At 73.8% G+C, this 23,899-nt stretch carries 23 protein-coding genes and 1 pseudogene; 11 read left to right on the top strand and 13 right to left on the bottom strand.

The window, feature by feature from the left end; all coding sequences use genetic code 11:
* Positions 1–7: 7 nt before the first annotated feature.
* From deoC to C8046_RS12610, 5 genes are all read right to left on the bottom strand, one after another.
* On the bottom strand, positions 8–781 hold the full coding sequence (deoC, locus tag C8046_RS12630) for a deoxyribose-phosphate aldolase (protein WP_109229758.1): 774 nt from the start codon (positions 779–781) through the stop codon (positions 8–10).
* Between the two features lie 52 nt (positions 782–833).
* The gene (locus C8046_RS12625) at positions 834–1,988 is read right to left on the bottom strand and encodes a GTPase family protein (protein ID WP_199224470.1); all 1,155 of its coding nucleotides are present in this window, start codon (positions 1,986–1,988) and stop codon (positions 834–836) included.
* Between the two features lie 39 nt (positions 1,989–2,027).
* Positions 2,028–2,648, bottom strand: coding sequence for an HdeD family acid-resistance protein (locus C8046_RS12620; RefSeq protein WP_109229757.1), 621 nt, complete (start codon positions 2,646–2,648; stop codon positions 2,028–2,030).
* A 149-nt stretch (positions 2,649–2,797) separates the two neighbouring features.
* Entirely contained in the window at positions 2,798–3,280 is a 483-nt protein-coding gene (locus tag C8046_RS12615) for a hypothetical protein (RefSeq protein WP_109229756.1), read from the bottom strand.
* Positions 3,281–3,290: 10 nt separating this feature from the next.
* On the bottom strand, positions 3,291–4,061 hold the full coding sequence (locus C8046_RS12610; protein ID WP_109229755.1) for an isocitrate lyase/PEP mutase family protein: 771 nt from the start codon (positions 4,059–4,061) through the stop codon (positions 3,291–3,293).
* 535 nt (positions 4,062–4,596) lie between these two features.
* Here C8046_RS12610 and C8046_RS19790 point away from each other — a divergent pair.
* Together C8046_RS19790 and C8046_RS12600 are read left to right on the top strand one after the other, a co-directional pair.
* Complete coding sequence (locus C8046_RS19790; RefSeq protein WP_158277211.1) at positions 4,597–5,019, top strand: transferase; 423 nt, start codon at positions 4,597–4,599, stop codon at positions 5,017–5,019.
* Positions 5,020–5,159: 140 nt separating this feature from the next.
* Positions 5,160–5,666, top strand: coding sequence for a hemerythrin domain-containing protein (locus tag C8046_RS12600; RefSeq protein ID WP_109229753.1), 507 nt, complete (start codon positions 5,160–5,162; stop codon positions 5,664–5,666).
* A 27-nt stretch (positions 5,667–5,693) separates the two neighbouring features.
* On the opposite strand, the gene C8046_RS12595 is transcribed toward C8046_RS12600, so the two are convergent.
* Both C8046_RS12595 and C8046_RS12590 read right to left on the bottom strand, forming a co-directional pair.
* On the bottom strand, positions 5,694–6,263 hold the full coding sequence (locus C8046_RS12595) for a mismatch-specific DNA-glycosylase (protein ID WP_109229752.1): 570 nt from the start codon (positions 6,261–6,263) through the stop codon (positions 5,694–5,696).
* Between the two features lie 14 nt (positions 6,264–6,277).
* Positions 6,278–6,769 (bottom strand): SMI1/KNR4 family protein, encoded by a 492-nt coding sequence (locus C8046_RS12590; protein ID WP_199224469.1) that lies wholly within the window; start codon positions 6,767–6,769, stop codon positions 6,278–6,280.
* Positions 6,770–6,873: 104 nt separating this feature from the next.
* Between C8046_RS12590 and C8046_RS12585 the strand changes: the two genes are divergently transcribed.
* From C8046_RS12585 to C8046_RS12560, 6 genes are all read left to right on the top strand, one after another.
* Positions 6,874–7,530 carry a VOC family protein gene (locus C8046_RS12585; RefSeq protein ID WP_109229751.1) on the top strand — a complete coding sequence of 219 codons (657 nt, stop codon included), beginning with the start codon at positions 6,874–6,876 and terminating at the stop codon, positions 7,528–7,530.
* Entirely contained in the window at positions 7,494–7,991 is a 498-nt protein-coding gene (locus C8046_RS12580) for a DUF6992 family protein (protein ID WP_109229750.1), read from the top strand. Before C8046_RS12585 ends, C8046_RS12580 begins: the two co-directional genes overlap by 37 nt.
* Before the next feature lie 110 nt (positions 7,992–8,101).
* Positions 8,102–9,607 carry an MFS transporter gene (locus C8046_RS12575; protein ID WP_109229749.1) on the top strand — a complete coding sequence of 502 codons (1,506 nt, stop codon included), beginning with the start codon at positions 8,102–8,104 and terminating at the stop codon, positions 9,605–9,607.
* A gap of 42 nt (positions 9,608–9,649) precedes the next feature.
* On the top strand, positions 9,650–10,207 hold the full coding sequence (locus C8046_RS12570; RefSeq protein ID WP_109229748.1) for a TetR/AcrR family transcriptional regulator: 558 nt from the start codon (positions 9,650–9,652) through the stop codon (positions 10,205–10,207).
* Positions 10,204–10,983 carry a sulfite exporter TauE/SafE family protein gene (locus C8046_RS12565; RefSeq protein ID WP_235866316.1) on the top strand — a complete coding sequence of 260 codons (780 nt, stop codon included), beginning with the start codon at positions 10,204–10,206 and terminating at the stop codon, positions 10,981–10,983. Before C8046_RS12570 ends, C8046_RS12565 begins: the two co-directional genes overlap by 4 nt.
* 26 nt (positions 10,984–11,009) lie before the next feature.
* On the top strand, positions 11,010–11,651 hold the full coding sequence (locus tag C8046_RS12560; protein ID WP_235866315.1) for a rhomboid family intramembrane serine protease: 642 nt from the start codon (positions 11,010–11,012) through the stop codon (positions 11,649–11,651).
* Positions 11,652–11,804: 153 nt separating this feature from the next.
* On the opposite strand, the gene C8046_RS19475 is transcribed toward C8046_RS12560, so the two are convergent.
* Both C8046_RS19475 and C8046_RS12550 read right to left on the bottom strand, forming a co-directional pair.
* Positions 11,805–14,969 carry a discoidin domain-containing protein gene (locus C8046_RS19475; protein WP_235866314.1) on the bottom strand — a complete coding sequence of 1,055 codons (3,165 nt, stop codon included), beginning with the start codon at positions 14,967–14,969 and terminating at the stop codon, positions 11,805–11,807.
* A gap of 204 nt (positions 14,970–15,173) precedes the next feature.
* Complete coding sequence (locus C8046_RS12550) at positions 15,174–17,318, bottom strand: alpha/beta hydrolase-fold protein (RefSeq protein WP_146197158.1); 2,145 nt, start codon at positions 17,316–17,318, stop codon at positions 15,174–15,176.
* Positions 17,319–17,551: 233 nt separating this feature from the next.
* Between C8046_RS12550 and C8046_RS12545 the strand changes: the two genes are divergently transcribed.
* Entirely contained in the window at positions 17,552–17,884 is a 333-nt protein-coding gene (locus C8046_RS12545) for a MarR family transcriptional regulator (RefSeq protein ID WP_158277210.1), read from the top strand.
* Positions 17,842–18,764 (top strand): annotated as a pseudogene (locus C8046_RS12540) (ROK family protein). The gene C8046_RS12545 and the pseudogene C8046_RS12540 overlap by 43 nt, the downstream one beginning before the upstream one ends.
* Here C8046_RS12540 and C8046_RS12535 read toward each other — a convergent pair.
* The 4 genes from C8046_RS12535 to C8046_RS12520 all read right to left on the bottom strand — a co-directional run bounded on the left by C8046_RS12535 (position 18,761) and on the right by C8046_RS12520 (position 23,144).
* On the bottom strand, positions 18,761–19,183 hold the full coding sequence (locus C8046_RS12535) for an organic hydroperoxide resistance protein (protein ID WP_109229743.1): 423 nt from the start codon (positions 19,181–19,183) through the stop codon (positions 18,761–18,763). The pseudogene C8046_RS12540 and the gene C8046_RS12535 overlap by 4 nt on opposite strands.
* Positions 19,184–19,397: 214 nt before the next feature.
* Complete coding sequence (locus C8046_RS12530) at positions 19,398–21,254, bottom strand: amidase family protein (RefSeq protein ID WP_235866313.1); 1,857 nt, start codon at positions 21,252–21,254, stop codon at positions 19,398–19,400.
* Positions 21,255–21,310: 56 nt separating this feature from the next.
* On the bottom strand, positions 21,311–22,177 hold the full coding sequence (locus C8046_RS12525) for a cohesin domain-containing protein (protein WP_199224468.1): 867 nt from the start codon (positions 22,175–22,177) through the stop codon (positions 21,311–21,313).
* Between the two features lie 214 nt (positions 22,178–22,391).
* Positions 22,392–23,144, bottom strand: coding sequence for an SDR family oxidoreductase (locus C8046_RS12520; RefSeq protein ID WP_109229741.1), 753 nt, complete (start codon positions 23,142–23,144; stop codon positions 22,392–22,394).
* A gap of 77 nt (positions 23,145–23,221) precedes the next feature.
* Here C8046_RS12520 and C8046_RS12515 point away from each other — a divergent pair, with 77 nt between their 5' ends.
* Positions 23,222–23,890, top strand: coding sequence for a TetR-like C-terminal domain-containing protein (locus C8046_RS12515; RefSeq protein ID WP_109229740.1), 669 nt, complete (start codon positions 23,222–23,224; stop codon positions 23,888–23,890).
* Positions 23,891–23,899 lie beyond the last annotated feature (9 nt).

The following is a 23,899-nucleotide window of genomic DNA, read 5'->3' as shown; positions in this document are numbered from 1 at the left end:
GCCGAGGTCAGTACGCGGTCGGGGACTCCGGCGCGGCGGACTCCCCGCCGTCGAGCACGCGCAGCACGTCGTCGAGCAGGCTCGAGGCGCCGAAGCGGAACGTGTCGGCGGAGACCCAGTCCTCGCCGAGCAGCCGGTCGGCGATCTCGATGTAGACGCGGGCGTCGGCCACGGAGCGGATCCCGCCGGAGGCCTTGAAGCCCACGCGCGGCGCGGCGGCGGGCTGCTCGGCGATGACGGCGAGGATCGCCTCGGCGGCCTCGGGCGTCGCGGAGACGGGCGACTTCCCGGTGGAGGTCTTGACGAACTGGGCGCCGTGGTCGATCGCGAGGCGTGCCGCAGCCGTGATCACCGCGGGGGCCCTGAGCTCGCCCGACTCGATGATCACCTTGACCGCCGCGTCACCGCTGGCGCCGCGGACGCCGTCGAGCACCTCCTCGGCGCGACCGGCGTCGGCCGCGAGGAACGCACGGTAGGGCAGCACGACGTCGATCTCGTCGGCGCCGTCGGCGACCGCGCGGGTCGTCATGGCGACGACGTCGGCGACCGGCTCGTCGCCCGACGGGAAGTTCACGACCGTCGCCACCTTCACGCCGGTGCCGGCCAGCGCCTCGGCGCAGGCGGCGACGTAGCGCGGCCACACGCACACGGCGGCCACGCCGTGCTCGGCGGCGCGCGCCGCGAGGGCGAGGGCGTTCTCGAGCGAGGTGCTCTCGCCGAGATCGGTCAGGTCGAGGGTCGCGAGCGCCAGGGCGGCGACGTTGGCGTCGGTACGAGTCATGCCGCCCACGGTACTCCGCACTCCCGGCAGCACACCCGACAGCACCCCCGCCCTACAGCCCCTTCGTCAGCTCCTTGCGCGCCTTCGGGTCGAGCTTGACCCACGTCCCGAACGCGTCCAGGAACGCCCGGCGCACCTGCTCGTTGTCGAGCACCCCGGCGACGTTGTCGAGCTGGCCGGCGGCCGCCCGCTGGCACACCGTCAGCCAGGCCTCACCCATCGCGAACGTGAAGGTGGACGCCACGGACGCCCCGATCACCCCGCCGGCGATCGAGCCCGCCCCCGGGATCATCTTGAGCAGCCCGGTGACGGCGGCCCGTCCGCCCTGGGTGGCGGCCGTCGTCGCGATCGTGGTCATCAGCGCCGTCCGGTCGAACGGCATCCTGAAGATCTGGGCGATCCTGGCCATCATCCCGAGCTGGATCGGCACCAGGAGCGTGGCGTCGGCGAATGGGATCGGGACCGCCGCCGCGGCGACGGCGCTGCCTACAGCCGCTCGGATCGCGATGCGCGCGTGCCGAATCTTGGATGCAGCATCGATCGCCTGGGCTGCGGCGAGTGCAGTCTGAGCACCTGTCGGAGCGACGCGAAACGTGGCATCGAGGAGGTCGTGCAGGCCGTGGGGCTCGAGCCCGATGAACCGGTCGGCGAGCGCGACGGTGTGGAAGACCTTCCCGTCGACGATCGGCAGCCCGCGCGAGGTGATGTCCCGGGCGAGCGCGATCGCGTCGGGGTGGTGCTCGCCGTCGCGCATCGGCACCTGGGTCATCACGACGATCACGGGCAGGCCGAGCTTGTGCAGGCGGTTGATGAAGTCGGCCTCGGAGTCCTCGAATCGTCGGTCCAGCCCGCGCACGCAGTACCAGGCGACGTGCAGCTGCTCCTCGATCGGCTTGCCGCGCGTCTCCTTGACCACCTTGTCGAGCTCGCCGATCAGCTCCTTGGTGTTCTTGCCGACCTCGAGCCCCTGGGTGTCGAGGATGCCGAGGTGGCCGCCGATCCGGTCGATGTACAGGCGCGAGCCCTTCGTGACGGGTTCACCGATGCCGGTGGCCGCGACGTCCTCACCGAAGATCGCGTTGATCAGCGTCGACTTCCCGACCCCGGTCTTCCCGAAGATCGCCAGGTTGAAGCGACCGATGGCCACGCCCTGCTTGTCGTACTCGTCCCTGAACGTCTTGCGGAACAGGTTGTCGGTGATGCCCACGCGTACCTCCTGGTCGGACCCGGAGGCTCGATCGTAGGCTCAGGCGGGCCTGCCGAAGGTGATCGCTCGTGCGACCTGCAGCGCGCCGATCACCACGAGCGAGATGCCCACGAGCCACCACAGCAGCACGGCGCTCCACAGGGGCGAGGTCACGAGTGAGATGCCGGCGAGCACGCTGATGACCGCGAAGACGACCGTCCAGACCCGGTTCTCGGACCGGCTGACGGTCGCGAGCGAGACGATGCCCTCGACGATCCAGAGCACGCCGATCAGGACGGCGAGGAAGACGGCGAGCACGGCGGTGGTCGCCTGGAGGTTGGAGAACGCGGAGATGCCGCCGGCGACGAACAGGGCCGCGAGCACCAGGTGACCGATCCGGGCCCAGGCGCCGCGGTGCTGGGAGAAGATCGCCGCGGCCAGGTAGAGCAGACCGACCACGATCAGGTAGACGGCGAGGATCGCGGTGCCGACGACGGCGGTGCGGCCGGGCCAGATGAGGATGAGGGCCCCGACCAGGAGCGTGACGACCCCGGCGAGGCCGAGGGCGATCCGCAGGATCCGGAGCGCCCTGGCCGAGGCCTCGGCCAGGGCGGGCGGGAAGGCGGATGAACCGGACGACGGCGAGGGCGTGGGCTGGCTGGACTGCGTGGGCGAGGTCATCTCGGGTCCTTCGGGCGAGGGGCGCGGGAGTGAGGGCTCCCGTCGGGCCGAGCGTAGGGCTCGGTTCCGCTACCCGCGCGGCGGAACGGACCGGTCCTGAGGAGTGGACCGATCCCCCGAGCCCGAAGCCCCCAGCCCCGAGCCCTCGCTCAGAGGATCGCGACCAGCTCCACCGCCGGCAGCGGCCGCTGCCCCGTGACGACACGCCGCCACGGCGCCCTGGCCCGCGGCCACGACGACGTCTCGCCCGACGCGGCCCCGCGCGCCACCCCGCCCCGCACGCGGAAGGACACCCGACGCACGCGGCCGTCGTCCTCGAGCAGCGCGGCGTCCACCCGCGCGATCGTCACCGAGACGAGGTCGCGCGTGTGCACGACCCGCGCCCCGCGCGGCCGGGTCAGCGTGAGGACGCGCCGACCGCCGTCGAGCACGACGACGAGGCCGTCGCCCTCGGGGTGGACGGCGTCCGCGCGCCACAGCTCGCCCAGCGGCTGACCGCCCGGCCACCGCCCCCGCAGCACCGCGGTGCACCAGGGACGGTCGGGGGCGCACAGCACCCCGCGCACGACGGCGGCGAGGTCGCCCTCCCCGACCTCCCCCGGGGAGGGGAAGGCAGGGGCGTCGCGGGGCACGGGCGCCGGCTCAGTTGAGCGGGCGGATGCCCTCGGGCGGGACGGCGCCCGAGTAGACGGACTCGGCGAGGTCGACGAGCGCCCCGAGCGCGACGCGCTGCGTGAGCGGGCCGTAGGACAGGCGCGCGACGCCGAGCTCGGCCAGGCGGGCCGGCGCCGGGATCGCGGGGAAGCCGATGAGGCTGACCTTGCGCTCGCCGATCCCGTCGACGAGCTGCGCCACGACGTCCTCGCCGAAGTTGCCCGGCACGAAGACGGTCGTCGCCCCGGCGGCGACGTAGGCGCGGCCGCGGGCGACGGCGTCGGCCAGCGACTCCTCGACGGGCCGGTCCCCGCCGCGCACGAAGGCGTCGGTGCGGGCGTTGAGGACGAAGTCGACGCCCTCGGCGGCGCCGGCGGCGATGATCGCCTCGACGCGCGCGACGGACTCCGCGAGCGGGCGGAGGCGGTCCTCGACGTTGGCACCGACGACGCCGGCACCGATCACGCGACGCGTGGTCTCGCCGGGCTCGACGTAGCCGTCGTCGAGGTCGGCCGTCACGGGGAGGTCGACGGCGGCCGTGATGCGACCGAGGAGGTCGAGCGTGAGGTCGAAGGGGATCTCGCCGTCGTCGTAGCCGAACGTGGCGGCGATGGAGTGACCGGCGGTGGCGAGCGCGCGGGTGCCGGGCAGGTCCGCGATCGCGCGGGCGCTGACGACGTCCCAGACGTTGACGACCTGGAGCAGCTCGGGCGCGGTGTGGAGGTCGCGCAGGACGTGGGCCTTGGCGTTGAGAGTCATGCCCCCACGCTAGGTCAGGCCGGGCGACGGCGACAGAGCGCACCTCGTCGACGACGAGGGGTGGGACGGCCGGTGCGACGGATCGGGCCGCGACTCCCCCCTCAGAAAGTCGCGGCCCGTCCCGTCCGGCGAACCGGCGTCTCGCACGACGCCGATTCGCCGCAGATCTCGTGTCCCACCGGTTCCGGCCGCCCAGGGCATGGGGCGGGAGGTCTCGGTGGCCCGATCGACCCCGGTGCACGGGGTCGACGGCGAGTCTGGGGACGCCCCGTCTCGGTTTCTCAGGGGGCTGACCGACCGAGACGGGAGTGGCACGAGATCGTCTCGTGCTGAACGATCCTGCCCGGCGGTTCGGAGCTGTGTCATGTTCTCCGAACGACCCCGAACACCCCTCCCGACGACGTCCGTCCGGGACGCCGACTTAGGCTCGCCTACCCCTGGGAACATTCCCGGGATCCACGGCGTTGGTAGAGGAAGCCGACATCCTCGCGGAACGCGGGTCGAGAAGGCGGAAGCACCGACGGAAGGGACAGCGATGGCACGGCGACGGGGTCGCATCGAGTTCGAGAACGACCGAGGTGAGGTCGTTCACTACGCACGCCACGAGAACGGCGGCGGGCTGGTCTCGCCGAAGGCGGAGGTTCCGGACGACGTGATCGTCGTCCCGGGCGCCTACGTCGAGGCGGGTGCCCGGATCGGGGCCGGGTCGCGGCTCAAGGCCGGCGGCTGGATCGACGAGAACGCCCAGCTGGGACGCGCCGTCGTCGTGGCCGAGAACGTTCACGTCGGACCCGATGCGCGCATCGGCGATCTCGTCCGCCTCGGGCGAGGCGTCAAGATCGGAGCGGGCGCCGTCGTCGGCGCGGGGGTCCGCGTGGAGGACGACGTGCACGTCGCCCCGGGCGTCACCATCCGCCCCGGCGCCCTCGTGAAGTCCTCGGTCGTCAGGGCCGCCTAGCACCAGCACGTTACGCCGGAGGGCGGGCGGGACGCAGCTCGATCTCGAGCGAGCGGCCCGCCCGCCCTTCGCTGCGCCCGACCGACCCCTGCGCCCGACCGACCCCTGCGCCCGACCGACCGCTGCGTCAGACTGGTGGCGTGTCAGCCGTCCCGAGGTCGCGCTCCGCGGCCCTGGCTGCCGAGCTCCGGGCCGTCCACGCCCGGCTGCGCCGCGCCGTCGACCTCGCGCGGGCGGCGATCGACGGCGGCAACCCCGTCGCGCTCGCGAGCACGGACCTGCAGGTCTACTGCACCGGCTTCTGCCTCGCGCTCGCCGAGCACCACGTCGCCGAGGACGAGCACCTCTTCCCGGCCATCCTCGGCGCGCACCGGGACCTCGCCGACCTGGTGACGGACCTGCAGCGCGACCACTCGATGCTCGCGCACCTCATCCGCGGTTTCGACGGCGCGCTCACCGCCGGCGGCGACGAGGACACGCTGTCGCACCACCTCGACGGCATCGAGGCCGTCATGCTCACGCACTTCGCCTACGAGGAGAAGCGCCTGCTCCCGCTGCTGACGGCCGAGCCCGCCGACTCGGCGGTCGCGCTCGACCCGCCGACGCGCCTGCTGGGGTCGCTCGCGCTGGACACCACGTACGAGTGAGCGCTCCGCTCGCTGCTCGACGCCGGATCAGGCGATGACGCCCGCCGCCCGCGCCGGCGCCGCATAGGCGGTCGCGAGGCTCGCCACGCTCTCGTGCGCGTTGAGGCCGCTCGGGTTCGGCACCACCCACAGCTCGGCCCCGCCGAGCGTCTCCTCCTGCTTCCCGACGGCGGCGCGCGGCCGCGCGAAGCCCTCCCGGTAGGCGGTCACCCCCAGGACGGCGACGACGGCGGGGCGCCATCCCGCGACGTCGCGCTCCAGCCGCTCGGCCCCGGCCCGCAGCTCCTCGCGCGTGAGCTCGTCGGCGCGTGCCGTCGCGCGGCGCACGAGGTTGGAGACGCCGACGCCGGCCGCCTCGAGCAGCGCCCGGTCCTGCGGGCGGTAGCCCTCCGAGGCGTCGATGACCTCGGGCACGATCCCGGCGGCCGCGAGCGCTGGGTAGAACCGGTTGCCCGGACGGGCGAAGTGCGCTCCGACGGCGGCCGTCCACGGGCTGGGGTTGATGCCGACGAACAGCAGGCGCAGGCGGGGCGGGACGAGGTCGTCGGCCGTGCGCTCGAGCGCCGCGGCGAGCTCCTCGCGGGTGGGACGGGGCACCGGCGTCGGCCCGCTCAGCCCAGCAGGAGCTGGGCGAGGTCGTCGGCGATCGGCACGACGGCGTCGTCGTCCCAGCCCAGGTTGCCCGCGTGCGACCACACCAGGGGCGCCCCGCCGTCGTTCTCCGCCTCGCCCGCCACCACGGCGCGCAGGTCGAGGCAGAAGAAGCCGCCGGCGCCGTCGAGCGCGATCGGCGCCGCCCCCGGCATGTACTCGGCGAACTCGTAGTCGGCCAGGTAGGCGCCCGTGTCGCGCCCGAGCAGGCCGAGCTCGTCGCGCACGCGGTCGTCGACGGCGGACAGGCGGCCGGACTCCAGGGTGAGGAGCTCGACGCCGGCGGTCAGCAGCTCGACCAGGACGGGCGGCAGCGCGACCGGCTCGGTCAGCTCGAGGGCCTCGCCCAGCTCGGCCTCGATGGCCTCGAGCTCGGCGGCCTCGTGCGGGGCGACCTGGGATCCGAGAGCGGTGCCGGTGACGTTCGGGAGGAGGGGCGTGAGGTCGTCCATCCGACCATCATCACCGACGGCGACGCTCCGGGCCCACGACCGTGCGGCCACGACGGTCCGGCACGGCCCTGGCCGGATGTCGGTGACCGGTGCGAGGGTGGGGCATGGCCGTCACGCTCCCCCACTCCGAAGTCAGCGCCTCCGTCGACGAACGCCACTGGCGGGTGATGCTCGGGCGGCTGCGCGCCACCTTCACGTCGAAGGACTACCCCGCGCTGACACGGTTCACCGCCGACGTCGCGGCGCTGGCCCAGGAGCTCGACCACCACCCGGACCTGCTGCTGCGGTGGGGCGCGGTCGTGGTGACGACCACGAGCCACGACGTCGGCGGCCTCACCGAGCGCGACGTCACGCTGGCCGCCCGCGTGAGCGCGCTCGCCGAGGCGGCCGGACTCGGCGCGAAGGGCTCGGCGGGGCAGGCGATCGAGGTCGCCATCGACGCGATCGACATCCCCGCCGTCTCGGCGTTCTGGGAGGCCGTGCTCGGGTACCGCCGCACGGCTCCCGACGAGCTCGTCGACCCCGACGGCGTCGGACCGGACGTCTGGTTCCAGCAGATGGATGCCCCGCGTCCTCAGCGCAACCGGATCCACGTCGACGTCACCGTCGCGCACGACGAGGCACCCGCCCGGCTCGAGGCGGCCCTGGCCGCCGGCGGCACGCTCGTGTCGGCCGAGGAGGCACCGGCGTTCTGGGTGCTCGCCGACGTCGAGGGCAACGAGGCGTGCGTCTGCACCTGGCAGGGACGGGCGGCGAGCTGATGGGACGCGAGGGCACGCTCCCGAGCGAGGTGCACGCCGTCGAGCGGGAGCTGCTGCGCACCCTGACCACCGGCGCCGCCGTGTCGGCGGTGGTCGGTCTCGGCGCGCTGGCGGTCGGCGCGGCCACGACGCGCCCGCACGCCACCACCTTCGGTCGCCAGACCCTCGCCTGGGCGGCGATCGACGGCCTCATCGCCGCCGCCGGGAGCCGCGGCGTGGCCGAGCCACCGACCGACGCCGACGACGCCCGCGCGCGGGCCCGGCGGATGCGCACCCTCACGGCGGTCAACGCGGTGCTCGACGTCGGCTACGTCGCCGGCGGTGTGTTCCTCACCCGCTGGCGGAACCCGCCCCGTCCGACCGTGGCGGCCGACGGCGCCGCCGTGATCCTCCAGGGCGCGTTCCTCCTCGTCCTCGACACCGTGCACGCCCGGAGGTTCGCCGCCCTGGCCGCGCGCTGAGACCGGAGTCACAGCGATCCCACCCTCCGATCCGACACCCAACTATACAAACATGTTTGTATAGTTGGGTGTCGGCCAGGACCCTCCTGCGCCGGTCGGGAGGACTCACCATGAACCAGCTCACGTCCCGGCGCCGGTGGGGCGTCCTGGCCACCGTCGCTGCGGGGCTGCTGCTCATCACGCTCGACAACTCGATCCTCTACACGGCCCTGCCGACGCTGACGGCCGAGCTCGGGGCCACCGGGTCGCAGAGTCTGTGGATCATCAACGCCTACCCCGTCGTCATGGCCGGCCTGCTCCTGGGGTCGGGCACGCTCGGCGACCGGATCGGGCACCGGCGGATGTTCCTGGCCGGCCTCGCGATCTTCGGCACGGCCTCGCTGCTCGCCGCGTTCGCCCCCGACCCGGCCGTCCTGATCGGCGCCCGCGCACTGCTGGCCGTCGGGGCAGCCGCGATGATGCCCGCCACGCTCGCGCTGGTCCGCCTCACGTTCAGCATCGAGCGGGAGCGGAACCTCGCGCTCGCCGTCTGGGGCAGCATCGCCGTCGTCGGGTCGGCGCTCGGCCCCATCGTCGGCGGTCTCCTGCTCACGCAGTTCTGGTGGGGCTCGGTCTTCCTCGTCAACGTTCCGGTCGTGGTCGTCGCGGCGATCGCCACCCTCGCGCTCACCCCGGCCGACTCGGGCGATCCGACCAAGCACTGGGACCTCCTGTCCTCGCTCCTGGCGATGGTCGGCCTCGTCGGGGCCGTCCTGACGATCAAGGAGCTCGCGCACCTGCCGCAGCAGTGGGGCCTGATCGCCGCGTCGGCCGCGACCGCCGTCGTCGCCCTCACGCTGTTCGTCCGTCGCCAGCGCCGCCTGGCCGATCCGCTGCTCGAGTTCTCCGTGTTCCGCAACCCCGCGTTCTCCGCCGGGGTCGCGGGCGCGGCCACCGCGATGTTCGCCGTCGCCGGCGCGCAGCTCGTCATCACCCAGCGCTTCCAGCTGGTCGAGGGCTTCGAGCCGATCGAGGCCGGGCTGCTGGTGGCCGCCGTCGCCCTCGGTACGCTCCCGACGGCGCTCCTCGGCGGCGCGCTCCTGCACCGCGTCGGCCTGCTCGTGCTCGTCACCGGCGGGCTCGGCCTGGCCACGCTCGGGACGATCGGCCTCGTGCTGGCCGCCCGCGCCGACCTGCTGCCGGCACTCGTCGTCGCCCTCGTGGTCACCGGGGCGGGCCTCGGGGCGACGATGTCGGTCGCGTCCGCCGCGATCGTCGGCAACGTCCCGGCCCGTCGCGCCGGCATGGCCGCCTCGGTCGAGGAGGTGAGCTACGAGTTCGGCTCGCTCACCGCCGTCGCGCTGCTGGGCAGCCTGCTCACGCTGGTCTACTCCGCAACCGTCCGCCTGCCCGCCGGGGCGCCCGACGGCGCCGGGTCCAGCCTCGCCGACGCCCTGGCGGTCGCCGACGGCGACGCCGCGGTGATCGACGCCGCGGGCCGCGCCTTCGACTCCGGCTACCTCGTGACGCTGGTGGTCATCGCCGTCGTGCTCGCGCTCGGCACGGCGGTCACCGGACGTCTGCTGCGGCGCTACACGCCTGGCACCGAGTCGCAGGCGTTCGCGGACAACCACTGAGCACCCCGCGCGGCCCGCGCACCGACCTGGGAGGCTGACCCCGTGAGACCGAGCAACCGGATGCGCATCCTCGACGCCGCCGTGGCCGTCGTCGAGGAGCAGGGGGTCGCCGCCGTCACCTTCGACGCGGTGGCCGCCGCCGCGGGCCTGACGCGCGGCGGCGTGACCTACCACTTCCCCTCGCGCGAGGGGCTCGTGACCGCGCTGCACGAGCACGTCGCCCAGCAGTGGGAACGCGAGCTCGAGGCGGCGTGCGGCTCGACCGCCGCACGGGCCACCCCGACCCAGCGCCTGCTCGCCTACGTCGCCGTCAACCGTCGGGCGGCGAGCCGGGCCGAGCTCCAGCTGGCCCTCGAGTCGGGCGCCACGCCCGACCTCGCGGCGATCTGGCATGGCGTGACCGGACGCTGGCTGCCCGGGCCGGACGACGACGTCCCCGACTCCCACCGTCTCGCGGTGATCGCGGCCGACGGGCTCTGGGTCCACGAGGCACTCTCCGGCATCGCGCTGCCCCCCGAGCGGCGGGCCGAGCTCGCCGACCGCATCGTCGCGCTCGTCACCGACGCCCCGGCCACGCGCGCCCCGGCCACCGACGCGTGAGCGACCTCGCCGCGCTCGACCTCCCGCTGCTCGGGTGGCTCGTGCTCGGCGTCTCGGCCCTCGTGGTCGGCATCGCGAAGACCTCGATCGGCGGCGTCGCCGCGCTCCCGGTCGCCGGCTTCGCCACCTTCCTCCCCGCGAAGGAGTCGACGGCGGCGGTGCTGCTGCTCCTCATCGTCGGCGACGTCATCGCCGTCCGCCTGTACCGGCGCGGCGCGGACTGGGCGATGCTGAGGCGCCTGCTCCCCGCCGTCCTGCCCGGTATCGTTCTCGGCGCGCTGCTCATCAACGTCGTCGACGACCGCACCATGACCCTGGTCATCGCCGGCTGCATCCTCGCCGCGCTCTCGGTGCAGCTCTGGCTGCGCCTCCGGCCCGCCGCCGCGCTGCCGAACCCCGGCCACCCGCACCTCGCCGCCACGATCGGGGCCGGCACGGCGGCCGGATTCACCACGATGGTCGCCAACGCCGCCGGCCCGGTGATGGCCGTCTACCTGCTCGCAGCCCGCGTCGACAAGCTGAGGTTCGTCGGCACGAACGCCTGGTTCTTCCTGCTCGTCAACGTCTCCAAGGTGCCGTTCTCCGCCGGGCTCGGGCTCTTCCCGCCTGCGACGCTCCAGCTCACCCTCGTCCTCGTGCCCGTCGTGCTGGTGGGGGCCTGGATCGGGCGCCGCGTGCTGCGCGCCGTCGACCAGCGCCTGTTCGAGCTGCTCACCGTCACGGCGGCGCTCGTGGCCGCCGCCGCGCTGCTCACGCGTGCGGCCCTGACGGGCTGAGTCGCCCCGCTCCGTAGGCTCGGACCATGACCGACCTCTTCCGCACCCCCCGGTCCGCACCGACCCGGCGCGGGACGCCGACGGATCTCGGCGGCACCGTCCGGGCCGCAGCGACCCCGATCGGCGCGATGGCGGCCGTGATGCTGCTCCTCCAGATCGTGAACTCCCTCACCGGTTCGGCGCTCACCCGCCACCTCGGGATCGTGCCGCGCACGGGCGAGGGCCTGCTCGGCGTCGTCGGCGCCCCGCTGCTGCACGCCGACTGGGCGCACCTGTGGTCCAACCTCGCGCTCGTGCTCGTCCTGGGGTTCCTCGTCCTCCTCGGCGGCGCCCGACAGTTCGTCGGGGTCACCGCCGTCGTGTGGATCGTGAGCGGGCTCGGCGTCTGGCTCACCGCCCCCTCGGGGAGCGTGACGATCGGCGCGTCCGTCCTGGTCTTCGGGTGGCTCGCCTTCCTCGTGCTGCGGGGGTTCCTCACGCGCTCGGCCTGGCAGATCGCGCTCGGGCTCGTGCTCCTGGCGCTCTGGGGCAGCATCTTCTGGACCGGAATCGCCGGGGCCGCGTTCGGCCCGGGGTCCGTCTCCTGGCAGGGTCACCTGTTCGGCGCGATCGGCGGCGGGTTGGCGGCCTTCCTGGTCGCGCGGGCCGATCGGTCGCCGCGCCGCTGACCCACCGCGCCGCTGACCCACCGCGCCGCTGACCCACCGCGCCGCTGACCGACCCAGCCGCTGACCGCACGCACGACGGGCCCGGACCGTGAAGGTCCGGGCCCGTCGCGCCGTCGCGCTGCCACCCCGGGCGACCGGGGATCGGCGTGAGGCTCAGCCGATGTCGGCGCCGTCCACCGAGCGGTACAGGAACGCCGCCATCGCGTCCCGGGCGACCGGACTCAGCGGCCGGTACTCCGCGCGACCCTCACCGAGGTCCCAGCCGGTGGAGATCTCCGCGTCCGCCAGCCAGGAGATCTCCCGGTGGTAGAGCGTCGCCGGGGAGACGTCCTCGAACCGTGAGGTGGTCGGCGTGACGTAGCCCTCGACGTCCGTCCCGAGCACCGCCCCGGCGTAGCGGTAGAGGAACGCCGCCATCGCGTCGCGGGCGATCGGCTCGAGCGGGCGGAACTCCGCACCCGCCCCGACGGCCCACCCCGTGGAGATCTCCTGGTCGGCGAGCCAGGCGATCTCGTCGTAGTACAGGTTGGTGGTGGGCACGTCGGTGAACGGCGACGTGGTCGGGGCCGTGAACTCCGGCGACCCCGCCATCCGGTAGAGGAACGCCGCCATGGCGTCGCGGGCGATCGGCGCCAGGGGACGGAACTCCACGCCGGCCTCGGTCGTCCACCCCGTGGAGATGCGCTGCTCGGCGAGCCAGGCGATCTCGGTGAAGAACTCGTTGTCCACGGGGACGTCGAGGAACGGGGAGACGACCGGCGCCACGACCTTCTCGGGCACCTGGATCTCGGTGATCTTGAGGTAGGAGCCGGGGGTCGCGAAGGTGAGCCGCAGGCCGGTGGCCGTGACGTCGTCGAAACCGATCGTCGTCACGGTGCTGTTCGCAGCCGGAGCCACGTCCTGGGCGCTGGTCGGCGTCCAGGTGCCGTCGACGTCGCGGTACTCCACGCCGACCGAGGCGATGGTGCCCTCGATGTTGGTGAAGCTCACCCGGTCGAGAAGGTGGGCCTGCGCCGCCTCGATCGTGAAGGTGACCGAGTCGCGCAGGTCCGTGTCGGACCAGGTCGACCACGACGTGCCGGCGTTGCCGTCGCACGCCCCGGCTGCCGGGAACGTGTTCCACCGGGTCTGGTGGAACGACGCCGAGACGGTCGACCCGGGCGCGCGGCAGACGTTGACCGGCGGGGCGTCGCCCCAGATCTCCACCTCGGAGATCGCCTGCCAGGTGTCGGCCTCGCTGGTCAGCCGGAGCCGGACCCCCGTGACCTCGGGCAGCTCCGTGGCGTCCAGGAGCGCCGTCGGGGCCGGGAGGCTCGGGTCCTGCAGCAGCTGGGCGGCCAGGGGGCTGTCGACCCACGCGCCGCTCTGGTCGCGCACCTGCACGGCGATGGCGGAGGGCCAGCTGGCGACCCCGCTGTCCTTGTAGGTGTGGACGGCGATGGAGTCGAGCGTGCGCGGCGCGTCCCACGCGAACGTCAGCGTGCTGCTGCGCGGGTAGGCGCCGGCCGCGGCCCAGTCGTCCCAGCCCTTGCCCTTGACGTCGCCGTCGGTGAGGCGGCCGGCCAGGTCGGACCGGCTGCTGACCGTGACGGCGGCCAGCGGTGCGATGTTGACGATGCCGTCGGCCGTCACGGTGATCGTGCGGCGGAACGTCCGCCCGTCCGCGAACGTGGCATCGCCGTCGAGCGTCCCGGTGACGGTCTGCTTCCCGAGACGTCCGAGGTCGACGTCGCTCCAGGTCACCCCGGTGGTCCGGGTCGTCCCGGCCGAGTCGACGGTCACGGTGGTGGGCAGGACGGTGGCCGGGTCGGTGCCGCGGGCGACCGTGTCGACCAGGCCGTCCTCGGTCACCGACCAGGTCCCGACGCCGTAGCCCTTGTCGTCCCAGTAGCTCGCGTCCCAGCCCTGGCCCCAGCGGGCCGGGTCCTCGATCGCCGGGTTGTGCATCTCGAGGCGGCCGTTCTCGCCGACCGTGAGCGGGAGCCAGACGTAGGTCGAGTCGTTCTTGCCCTCGTTCCAGCGGTCACCCATGTAGACGTACTTGCCGGGGGCGAGCGTGATGACGTTCGTGCCCTGCGAGCCGAACGTCGTCTTGCGGACGTCGCCGACCGACAGCAGGCCGTCACCGCCCTCGGGGATGGAGGCGTAGTTGACGTTCTCGTGCACGTCGTCGGCCTCGACGCCGCGGATCCACGTGCCGAGCAGGTCGTCGGCCGTGTAGTAGGTCTGCGGGTTCGGGCCCCAGCCCGTGGCACCCGAGGCGAGCGTCGCGTAGGTGTCGCCGTTGGCGAAGATCGCGGGCGCCTCGAGGTGGCCGCACTCCTTGACGATCTGGAAGTCCTCCCCGCGCACCGGGGCGTCCGCCGTCCCGTCCGCGAAGATGTACGGGAACTCGCCGTCCTCGGAGTACTGGTGCGCGCCGATCGTGTCGGTCGGCACCGTGTGCTCGACGTTCGTGTAGTCCGCGTTCAGCTTCGCGATGTAGAGGGAGTAGTTCTCCTCGGAGGAGTAGGAGATGTACGCCGTGCCGTCCGCGTCCTTGAACACCGTCATGTCGCGCGCCTGGCCGGGCACGGCCGAGGACGTGCACGCCTGGTAGTTCGCGCGGTTGTAGAGGCGGTAGGCGCCGGTCATCCGGAACGGTCCGGTGGGGCTGTCGGCGACGGCGACCGCGGCGAACGAGCGCGCGTAGGTGCTTCCGCCCGGCGTGATGCGCCCGTCGGAGTGCCACCACATCACCCACTCGTCGGTGGCGTCGTTGTAGAGCACCTTCGGACGCTCGAAGATCGCCGTGTAGTCCTCGGCCTGGGTGGTGTTGAGGTGGAAGTTCAGCTCGTCGATCCGGGCGTCGTCGGGCTGGCCGGAGGCGTCCAGCGTGCCGTAGAGGTCGTCGAAGTACGGCTCGGTGAGCTCGTCGCGCGCGCTCACGCTGCGCATCGCGGTGCCCTCGTTGGTCCAGTTCATCAGATCGGTGGAGCGGTAGACGGCGACGCCGGGGCTGCCCCAGTAGCCGTTGCTGCGGTCCTCGCCGTACCAGTAGTGGACGGTCTCTCCCGCCTCCTGGACGGTGACCGTCTGGCCGCCGTGCGCCTGGATGTGGCGGCCGTCGGTGTCGTACCAGAACGGCTGGAAGTAGCCCGCGGAGGTCAGTCCGCCGTCCTGGATCGCGCCGAACGTCGTGTAGGTGATCGGGGTGTCCGTGGAGGGCACCCCGTCCCCCGGGGCGGCGGCGGCGCCGGTCGCGACCAGCGACGGCACCAGTCCGACGGCGAGTGCGGCGGCCATCACCACCGCACCCCTTCTCGTGCGTGACGTCATCGTCAGAACTCCTCAGCATTGAGTAGGTGAGCACCCATGATGACGTCACCATGCACAGAACACAACACGAACTGTCAGGTTCGGACAAGGCTCGTGTCTTGGCTCGGTCCGGAGACACCACCGGGCCCGGCGACTCGCGAGGAGTCGCCGGGCCCGACGGTCGGTGCTGGGTGATCGGAGCTGCGTGATCGGCTCCGGAGGTGCTCACACCTCCCGGTCGAGGGCGCGGTACAGGAAGGCCGCCATGGCGTCGCGGGCCACGGGGGCCAGCGGCTGGTAGTAGTCCCGGCCGTCGTTCCCGGCCCATCCGGTGGCGATGCCCTCGGCGTGGACGTAGGCGATCTCGGCGTAGAACTGGTTGTCGGGGCGCACGTCCTCGAACGGCGAGGTCGCGGGCAGCGCGACGACCGGCGACCCGGCCGAGCGGTGCAGGAACGCGGCCATCGCGTCACGGGCGATCGGCTCGAGCGGGCGGAAGGAGAACGTCCCGTCGCCGTTGTCCCAGCCGGTGGAGATGCCCTTCTCCGAGAGCCAGGCGATCTCCGTGTAGAACTGGTTGGTGGTCGGCACGTCGGTGAACGGCGAGGTCGTCGGCGGCGTGAAGTCGGGCGAGCCGGCCGCCCGGTAGAGGAAGGCCGCCATCGCGTCGCGCGCGATCGAGGCCAGCGGGCGGTAGGAGAACGTCCCGTCACCGTTGCTCCACCCGGCGGAGATGTTCGCCTCGGCGAGCCACGAGATCTCGCCCACGAACTGGTTGTCCGCGATGTCGGTGAACGCCAGGACCTCGAGGGTCACCGCCTCCGACGTCGAGGCGTTGTGCACGTCCCCGCCGTCGAACACCGCGACGACGGAGGTGGCGCCGGCCTCGGCGAAAACCACCTCGGTCGTGGCCGAACCGTCGGCCGCGACCTCGGCCGTGCCGAGCACCGCACCGCTCGCGTCGGTGCCCGCGTGGAACGTCACGGTACCGCTCGGGTCGGCGCCGACGCTGACGGCGTCGACCTGCGCGACGAGCGACGTGGACCCCCCGGCGACGGCGTCACCGGCGGTGACGGTCGTCGTCGTCGTGCGGAACGCGACGGTGTGGAGGTAGTCGCGCAGCAGCTGGCGCCACACGTCCCACGAATGGATGCCGTCGAAGTCGTCCTGCACGACCGGGAGGCCGAGCGCGACGTAGGCGTTGCTGCGGTTGACGGAGTTGACGTTGATGTTGGCGAGCACGTCCTGCAGGCCGGTCCCGAGGTGGAGGGCGGTGGCCTGCTGGAGGTTCGCGACCTGCGCCGGCGTCGGCGGCGTGAAGGCGCCGGCGGCGCTCCAGGCCCCGACGTACCCGAACAGGTCCGGGTTGTCCTGCATGATCACGACGGCGCGACCGCCGCCGGCCGAGAGTCCGCCGAACGCGCGGTCCTCGCGCTCGACCGAGACGTTGTAGCCGGCCTCGATGAACGGGATGACGTTCGTGCGCAGCTCGTCGGCGTAGCCCTGGCTGCCGCCGGGCAGTCCGTTGAAGTCGGTCGAGACCATCACCATCTCGGCGACGTCTCCGCTCGCGAGCGCGTTGTCGAGGATGTGCTGGGCCCCGCCCTGCGTGGTCCAGTCCGTGTCGTTGCCGCCGGCGCCGTGGCTCAGGTAGAGCGTCGGGTACGGCTCGGCGCGCTCGGCGTCGTAGCCGGGCGGCAGGTAGACGGAGACGTGGTGGGTGCCGACCGGGTTCGTCGAGAGCGGCGACGGGTAGCTGCGGTTCTCGAGCGTCCCCTTCGCTGCGGCGGCGGTCGGGTCCTGGTAGTCGTTGTCGTAGGTGGGGACGGCCGCGCTCTGCGGCACGTAGACCTGGCTGAGCGTCTGCACGCCGGCACCCGGCAGGCCCGCGGACCACACCGGGTTCGCCGGGTCCTGGATCCGCGCGCACCCGGTCGCCGTCGGCGAGGTGCAGTCGTAGGTGAAGGTGTAGCTGAACGTGCCCGACGGCAGCGGCGTCGTGTACTCCCAGACGCCGTCCTCGCCCTCGGTCATCGGCACGGTGAGCCAGCCGTTGTTGTACCCGGCGAGGATGTCGCCCGGCAGCCAGTCGGCCCCGGTGCGCAGGTCGGCGCTCGTCAGCGTCGTCACCGAGGACGCCTTCGAGAACAGCCACTCGCCGAAGATCTGCACGCTCTCGACGCCCTCGGGCGCCTGGTGGCGGAACGTGACGGTGTGGCCCGTGGGGCCGGTGCCCGTCGCGGTGACGGTCGGGCCGAGCGCGGCGGCTGCGGCGGCGGCGGGAGCGGCCGGCTCCGCGGACGCGGCGGCCGGGATGCCCACCGAGAGCGCGAGGGCCAGCGTGAGCCCTCCCGCCACTCGTGTCGGCAACGGTCGAGTCTTCACAGGGGTGCTCCATCCTCGAGGCGTCGCTGCCTCGATCGGGGCGTCCGGGCGCAGGGGGTGCTCGGACGGAGGGGGATCGACGAGCCGACGTCAGCCCGTCAGTCAATAAGTTAGCGACTCATATAAAATTGCACAACGGTGGGGACGACGGCGTCCGGCCGCCGGGATCGCGCCCGTCGGCCCCACGTCCCGCGACGGGAGGGGGCAGGATGTCCGGCGTGACTCGGGGACGACAGACGCAGGACGTGCGTCGGCACAACCTGCAGCTGGTGCTGCGGGCGCTCGACGCCGCCCCCGGGTCGTCGCGGGCCGAGCTCGCGACCGCCGTCGGCCTCACCCCCGGCGCCCTCACCCCCCTCGTGGCCCACCTGCTCGAGCGCGGCCTCGTCCGCCCCACCGCGGCGGCGGGGGACGACGCCGGACCGCGCGGTCGCGGGCGGCCGGGGGTGGGCCTGGAGGTGGACGGCACCGGGGTGGCGACCCTCGCCGTCGTCGTCGGGGACGGGGGCTGGACCTCGCGGCCACGGATCTGGGCGGCCGCCGGCTCCTGACCGCGGGCCGATCGATCGGCCCGGCCGAGCGGGGCCCGGCCGACCTGTGCGACGCCGTCGCGCACCTCGTCCGCGACGCGAGCCGCACGCTCGCGCGCGACGACGTCACCACCGTCTCCCTCCAGGTCGCTGCCCCGGGGCCGGTCGATCCCACGGACGGATCCGTCGTGGCGGCGATCGACCTGGGCTGGGGACGCGTGCCGCTGCGCGCGGAGCTGGCGCACCGACTCCCCGACCTCCCGCTGGGCGTCGCCGTCCACAACGACGCGAACGCGCTGACCTGGATCGTCTTCGAGACGCTGCGGCGCGAGCGGCCCGGAGCGACGCTGACCGACCTCGTCCTCCTCAAGAGCGGTACCGGCCTCGGCGGCGGGGCCGTGACCGGGGGCGGCTGCTCACGGGGGCCACCGGGCGGGCGTTCGAGCCCGGGCACATCCGGGTCGACGGCGGCGCGCTCCCGTGCGGCTGCGGCCGCACCGGGTGCCTGGCGACCGTCGCCTCCCCCGCCAGCATCGTCGCCGCCGCGGGCCTCGAGCCGGGCGACGACCTCGTCGAGGCGTCGGCGCGGGTGCACGCGCGCGCCCGGGCCGGCGACCCGGCCGCCGCGGCGGCGGTCGAGGCGGCCGGCCGCGGGCTGCGTGACGCCGTCACGACGATCGCCACCCTGCTGGCCCCGCAGCTCGTGGTGCTGGCGGGCGACCTGCGCGAGCTCCTGCCGTGGGCGCGGGACCTCGCGCCGCCGCTGCTGTCCCGCCTCGGGACCGGGGCGGGCGGCGACGACGACGGCGTGCTGACGACCTCGGCGGGGCCGACCGAGGTCGCGCTCGGGCTCGCCCGGGTCGGCGCCGCCGAGGCGCGCGGGCGGCTGGTCGGCGGCTAGTCGTCGCTGACGGTGATCGTCACCTCGATGTTGCCGCGGGTGGCGTTGGAGTACGGGCAGACCTGGTGCGCGGCGTCGGCGATCTCCTGGGCCACGTCGGGCTCGACGCCCGGCAGCACGACCTCCAGCGTCACGGCCAGCCCGAAGCCGCCGGCGTCGTTCGACCCGATCGAGACGCTCGCCCCGACGGAGGAGTCGCTGAGGGCGACCTTCCGCTCGCGGGCGACCGCCTGCAGCGCGGAGTGGAAGCACGCCGCGTAGCCGCTGGCGAACAGCTGCTCCGGGTTCGCGCCCTCACCGCTGCCGCCGAGACCGGTCGGCGTCGCGAGGTCGAGGTCGATGCGGCCGTCTGAGCTGCGGACGTGTCCGTTGCGGCCCGCCCCGGTCGCCAGTGCCTCGGCCGTGTACAGCGCGTCCATCGTGGTTCCTCCCGTTCGGTGCGGTCCGGCGTTCGCCGGGCCCGAGGGGTACAGCCCCGCGGCGCGGCCGTCTGTTCCCGGTGCACGCCGGTTCCCGGTGCACTGCGGTTCACGGTGCACGGCGGTTCACGGTGCACGGCGGTAACGCCCGCGGCCCGCCCCCGATCCGCACGGGATCGAGGACGGGCCGTGCGCCGTCGTCGCGTCCGGACCGCTACCCCAGCGGGCCGTACAGCGCGGGGGTGGTGCGCGCCTGCGTCGCCTGCTCGAAGGCGTAGGCGAGGCCGAGCAGCGTGCCCTCGGAGAAGTCGCGGCCGAGGAGCTCGAGGTTGACCCCGGCCCCCGTGATCGTGGCGTCCGCCTCGATCGCCTGGCCCATCGGCACCGTCACGGACGGCATCCCGGTGTTGGGGCTGAGCCGCATGTTCGTGCTGAACGTGCCGTACGGCGTGCCCGACGGGTAGGCGATGGCGTCGAGGTCGTAGGTGTCCATGAGCTGCGCGAGCAGCACCTTGCCGCGGGCGAGCTGCAGCGTGTGGGTGCCCTGCGGCCCCGCCCAGCTCTCGTACGTGGCCGGGAGGACGTTGTCGCGCTGGACGTAGACCGAGCGGCGCGAGTTCACGAAGTTCCCCGAGGCGAGGATGTCCGTGATCGTGCGCTGCTGCACCTGCGGCGCGAGGTGCTCGGCCACGTACAGGTCGAGGTCGTGCTTGAACTCGTTCGTGCTCCCGCTGCCCTCGTTGAGGACGGCGCGGAACTCGTCCGAGATCGGGACCTCGACGAACGAGGCACCGGCCTCCTCCATCGCGACGCGCGCGTCGCCCCACAGGCGCAGCGTGGTCCGGTTGGTGCTGAGCATGGACGGCAGGTAGCCGATGCGGGCGCCGTCGAGCGACTCGGCGTCGAGCGAGGACGTGTAGGACGTCGGCACACGGCCGGCCTGCGTCAGCGTCACCGGGTCGGAGGCGTCGACGCCGACGACGGCGTCCAGCGCCACCGCGGCGTCCGTCACGGTGCGGGCCATCGGGCCGCCGGTGTCCTGGCTCAGCGCGAGCGGGATGATGCCCGAGCGACTGGCGAGGCCGACGGTCGGGCGGATGCCGACGAGCTGGTTGTACGACGACGGGACGCGGATCGAGCCACCCGTGTCGGTGCCGAACCCGAGGCCGACGAGGTTGGCCGAGACCGCGGCGCCGGTCCCGCCCGAGGAACCGCCCGCCGTCCGGGTCGTGAGGTACGGGCTGGCGACGAGCGCGCTCCGCCCGGCCGAGAGCCCGGTGGTGAACTCGGAGGCGAAGCCGTAGGCGAACTCGTCGAGGCTCGCCTTCGCCAGGATCACCGCGCCATCGGCCCGGAGGCCCTCGACCATCGTGGAGTCGGTGCTGGTCCGGTTGTCGGCCCAGCACTCGCAGCCGCCCGACGTGGGCATGTCGATGGTGTTGTAGTTGTCCTTCAGCGCGATCGGGACGCCCAGCAGCATGCTCGTCATGCCGTTCGCGGCGCGGGTGGCGTCCGCCTCGGCCGCCGCCGCCAGGGCGACGTCGCTCACCGTGATGATCGAGTTGAGCGGTCGGCCGGCCGGGTCGATCTGCACGCGGTCGTAGGCCGCGATGCGCTCGGCGTAGGCCTGCGTGAGGTCGACGGAGGTGACGACGCCCGCGTTCATGGCGGCCTGCATCTCGACGACGGACGCCTCGACGAGCTCGAACGGACCGTCGTCGTAGATCATCCGCTGCGAGATCGCGGCGAGGTCGGCGAGCGTGAGGAGCCCGTCGCCGTCGACGTCGGCCTCCGCGATCCAGTCCGCGGAGGTCGGGGTCGCCCCGAGCGCCGCGGCGACGACGGCGAGGTCCTCCTGCGTGACCTGGTCGTCGCCCGTGAGGTCCAGCTCGGTGTAGTACGGCGCGAGGAACGAGGCACCGGCGGGGGCGGGCACCTCGGCGGAGATCGGGACGGGGGTGGCCTGGGCCGGGACGGCGAGGGTGCCGACGAGGGCGAGGGCGCCGAGCGACGCCGTCGCGAGGGCACCGGTGCGCCGCCCGCGATCCGGGGACGGGAGGGAGGGGTTCACGGGCTGGTCCTTCGCGAGGGGGCGGGACGGCAGGGGACGACGGCGGAGGGCGGCGCTCATCGCGACATCACCGTCCGGCGTCGGGCCAGCACGATGCCCACGACGACGAAGACCGTGCCCGCCACGGCGAGACCGGTCAGGGCGACGCCGGTCGAGGCGAGGCCTCCGGTGGCCGCGCCGGCCGCCGGCGGGGCGTCGGTCGTCGCGGTGTCGGTCGGGCCCGTGGTCGGGAGGGTGCTCGTGGGGTCGCTCGGCGGGTCGGTGGGCTCGTCGGTCGGACCGGTCGGCGGGTCTGTCGGCGGGTCGGTCGGGTCCGTCGGGGGATCCGTCGGGTCGACCGGCGGCGTGGTGGGGGCCGCCTCGATGACGACGGCCTGGCTCGGCAGGTCCTCCGGGGCGATCCCGGCACCGACGCCGTCCGCGCCGACCACCGTCACGCTGCTGAGCGCGACCGTTGCCGTGCCCGCCGCAGCCGCGGTGAACTGCGCGGTGCCGACGGGGACGTCACCCTCGATGCCGGGTGACGTGCCGAGGCGCGAGTAGACGAACGTCACCGTGCCCTCGCCGGGCACCACCTGGCCGAAGCCACCCTCGGGGGAGGTCACCTCGCCCGAGGCGTAGGTCAGCAGCGCGGGGTCGTAGGTCAGCGTCACGGCGGAGCTGTAGAGGTCGGCGGTCCCGCCGAGCGCCACGGCGACGTCGACGACGTCGCCCGCCGTGGCGCTCGGGGTGACCGTCAGCGTGGGCGTCCCCGGGGTGGGCACTGCGTGCGCGACGCCGCCGAGGCCGACGAGCGCCGTCAGGGCGAGGAGAAGGGTGCCGGCGGCGCGGAGAGGGCGGCGACGGTGGCGACGCCCCTGGGAGGCGGTCGCGAGGTTGGTGGACGCGCGGGGAGCGGTCCGGCGTGGGGCAGAGGCCTGCATCGGGGGCAGGGTCCTTTCTCTCGCCCGGCGCGCACGACGCGCGCCGGTCACCCGCGACCTCGTGGCCGATGCGGATGGGGGCAGCCCCCTGCCGCCTCCGATACAACCCGCGCCCCATTACCCCGCCGTTACGAGGACGTTGCCCGACGTTCCAACCTGTTGACGTTCACATTTCCTGGGCCTGCGACGTGACGGGCGGCGTGGTCGCCTCGCGTCAGGCGGCACCGCCGTTGGCGTGGAGCACCTGCCCGTTGACCCAGCGCCCCGGTCCCGCCAGGAACGCCACCACCTCCGCGATGTCCTCGGGCGCCCCGAGCCGCTCCATCGGGCTGAGCGAGGCGATGCGCGCGACGACGTCGTCGGACTTGCCCTCGAAGAACAGCGGCGTCGCCGTCGGCCCGGGCGCGACGGCGTTCACCGTGACGTCCCGCCCGCGCAGCTCGCGCGCCAGGATCAGCGTCATCGCCTCGACCGCGGCCTTCGACGCCGCGTAGGCGCCGTAGGTCGGCAGCTGCAACCGGGTGATGGAGGTCGAGAGGTTGACGATCGCCCCACCGTCGCGCACGTGCCGCGCCGCCAGCTGGTTGACCACGAACGCGCCGCGCACGTTGGTGCGCTGGACGCGGTCGAACTCGGCGAGGTCCATCTCGGCGACGGGAGCGAGCGGCATCACGCCGGCCGAATGGACGAGGACGTCGACGCCGCCGAGCTCCGCCTCCGCCCGCTCGAACAGCGCCGCCATCGCCACCTCGTCGGCGACGTCGCCGCCGACGGCGACGGCCTCGCCGCCCCGCTCGCGGATCTCCGCCACCACCTCGTCGGCCCGTCCGGCGTTGCCGCTGTAGTGCACGAGGACGCGGTGTCCCTCGCGCGCCTGCCGGAGGGAGATCGCCCGACCGATCCCGCCCGACGCCCCCGTCACGATGACGGTGCGCCCGTCCTGACTCGCCTCACGCTCGGCCGACATGCTGATCTCCTTAGTGGTCACGGTGTCCACATCGAGCGTACGCCCGAGATGGACAGCGCGTCCACTACCGTGGGGGCATGACCGATCCCGCACCGCGCCCGGGCCGCGGCCGCCGCCCCGCCGCCGAGGTCAGGACCGCCGCGCTCGCCGCCGCCGCCGAGGTCCTGCTGTCCGAGGGCATCAGGGCCGTCACGTTCGAGCGGGTCGCGACGACCGGCGGACTGAGCCGGACCACGCTGCACAAGTGGTGGCCGACTCCGGGGGCGCTCGCCGTCGAGGCCTACTTCGCCCGGGCCGAGCCGCTGCTCGACTTCCCGGACACGGCGGACGTCGAGGCGGACCTCACGACCCAGCTGACGGCGTTCGTCGTCCTGCTCACGGGGCCCACGGGTCCCGTGGTCGCCGGGCTGCTGGGCGCCGCCCAGTCCGATCCGGCGCTCGCCGCGGCGTGGTCGGAGCACTACTCCCGCCCCCGCCGCGACCTCGCCGTCCGGGCGCTGCGGCGAGCACGCTCGCGCGGTCAGGTCGCCGAGGACGTCGACCTCGCCGTCGTCGTCGACCAGCTCTGGGGGGCCTGCTACCACCGGCTGCTCATCCCCGACGAGCCCCTGACCCCCGACCTCGCGCGCCACCTCGTGCGCAACGTGCTGCACGGCATCGCGCCGCGGTCGGGACCGGGGGCGGGCGTGCGCGACGGGCTCACCGGCCTCGTGACGGCCGCGCGCGGGCGGTTCGGGCGGCGCTGAGAGGCGCCG

It is taken from the genome of Serinibacter arcticus (genome assembly GCF_003121705.1).
Classification (GTDB): domain Bacteria; phylum Actinomycetota; class Actinomycetes; order Actinomycetales; family Beutenbergiaceae; genus Litorihabitans.
This window is presented reverse-complemented; position numbering and strand designations above follow the sequence as displayed.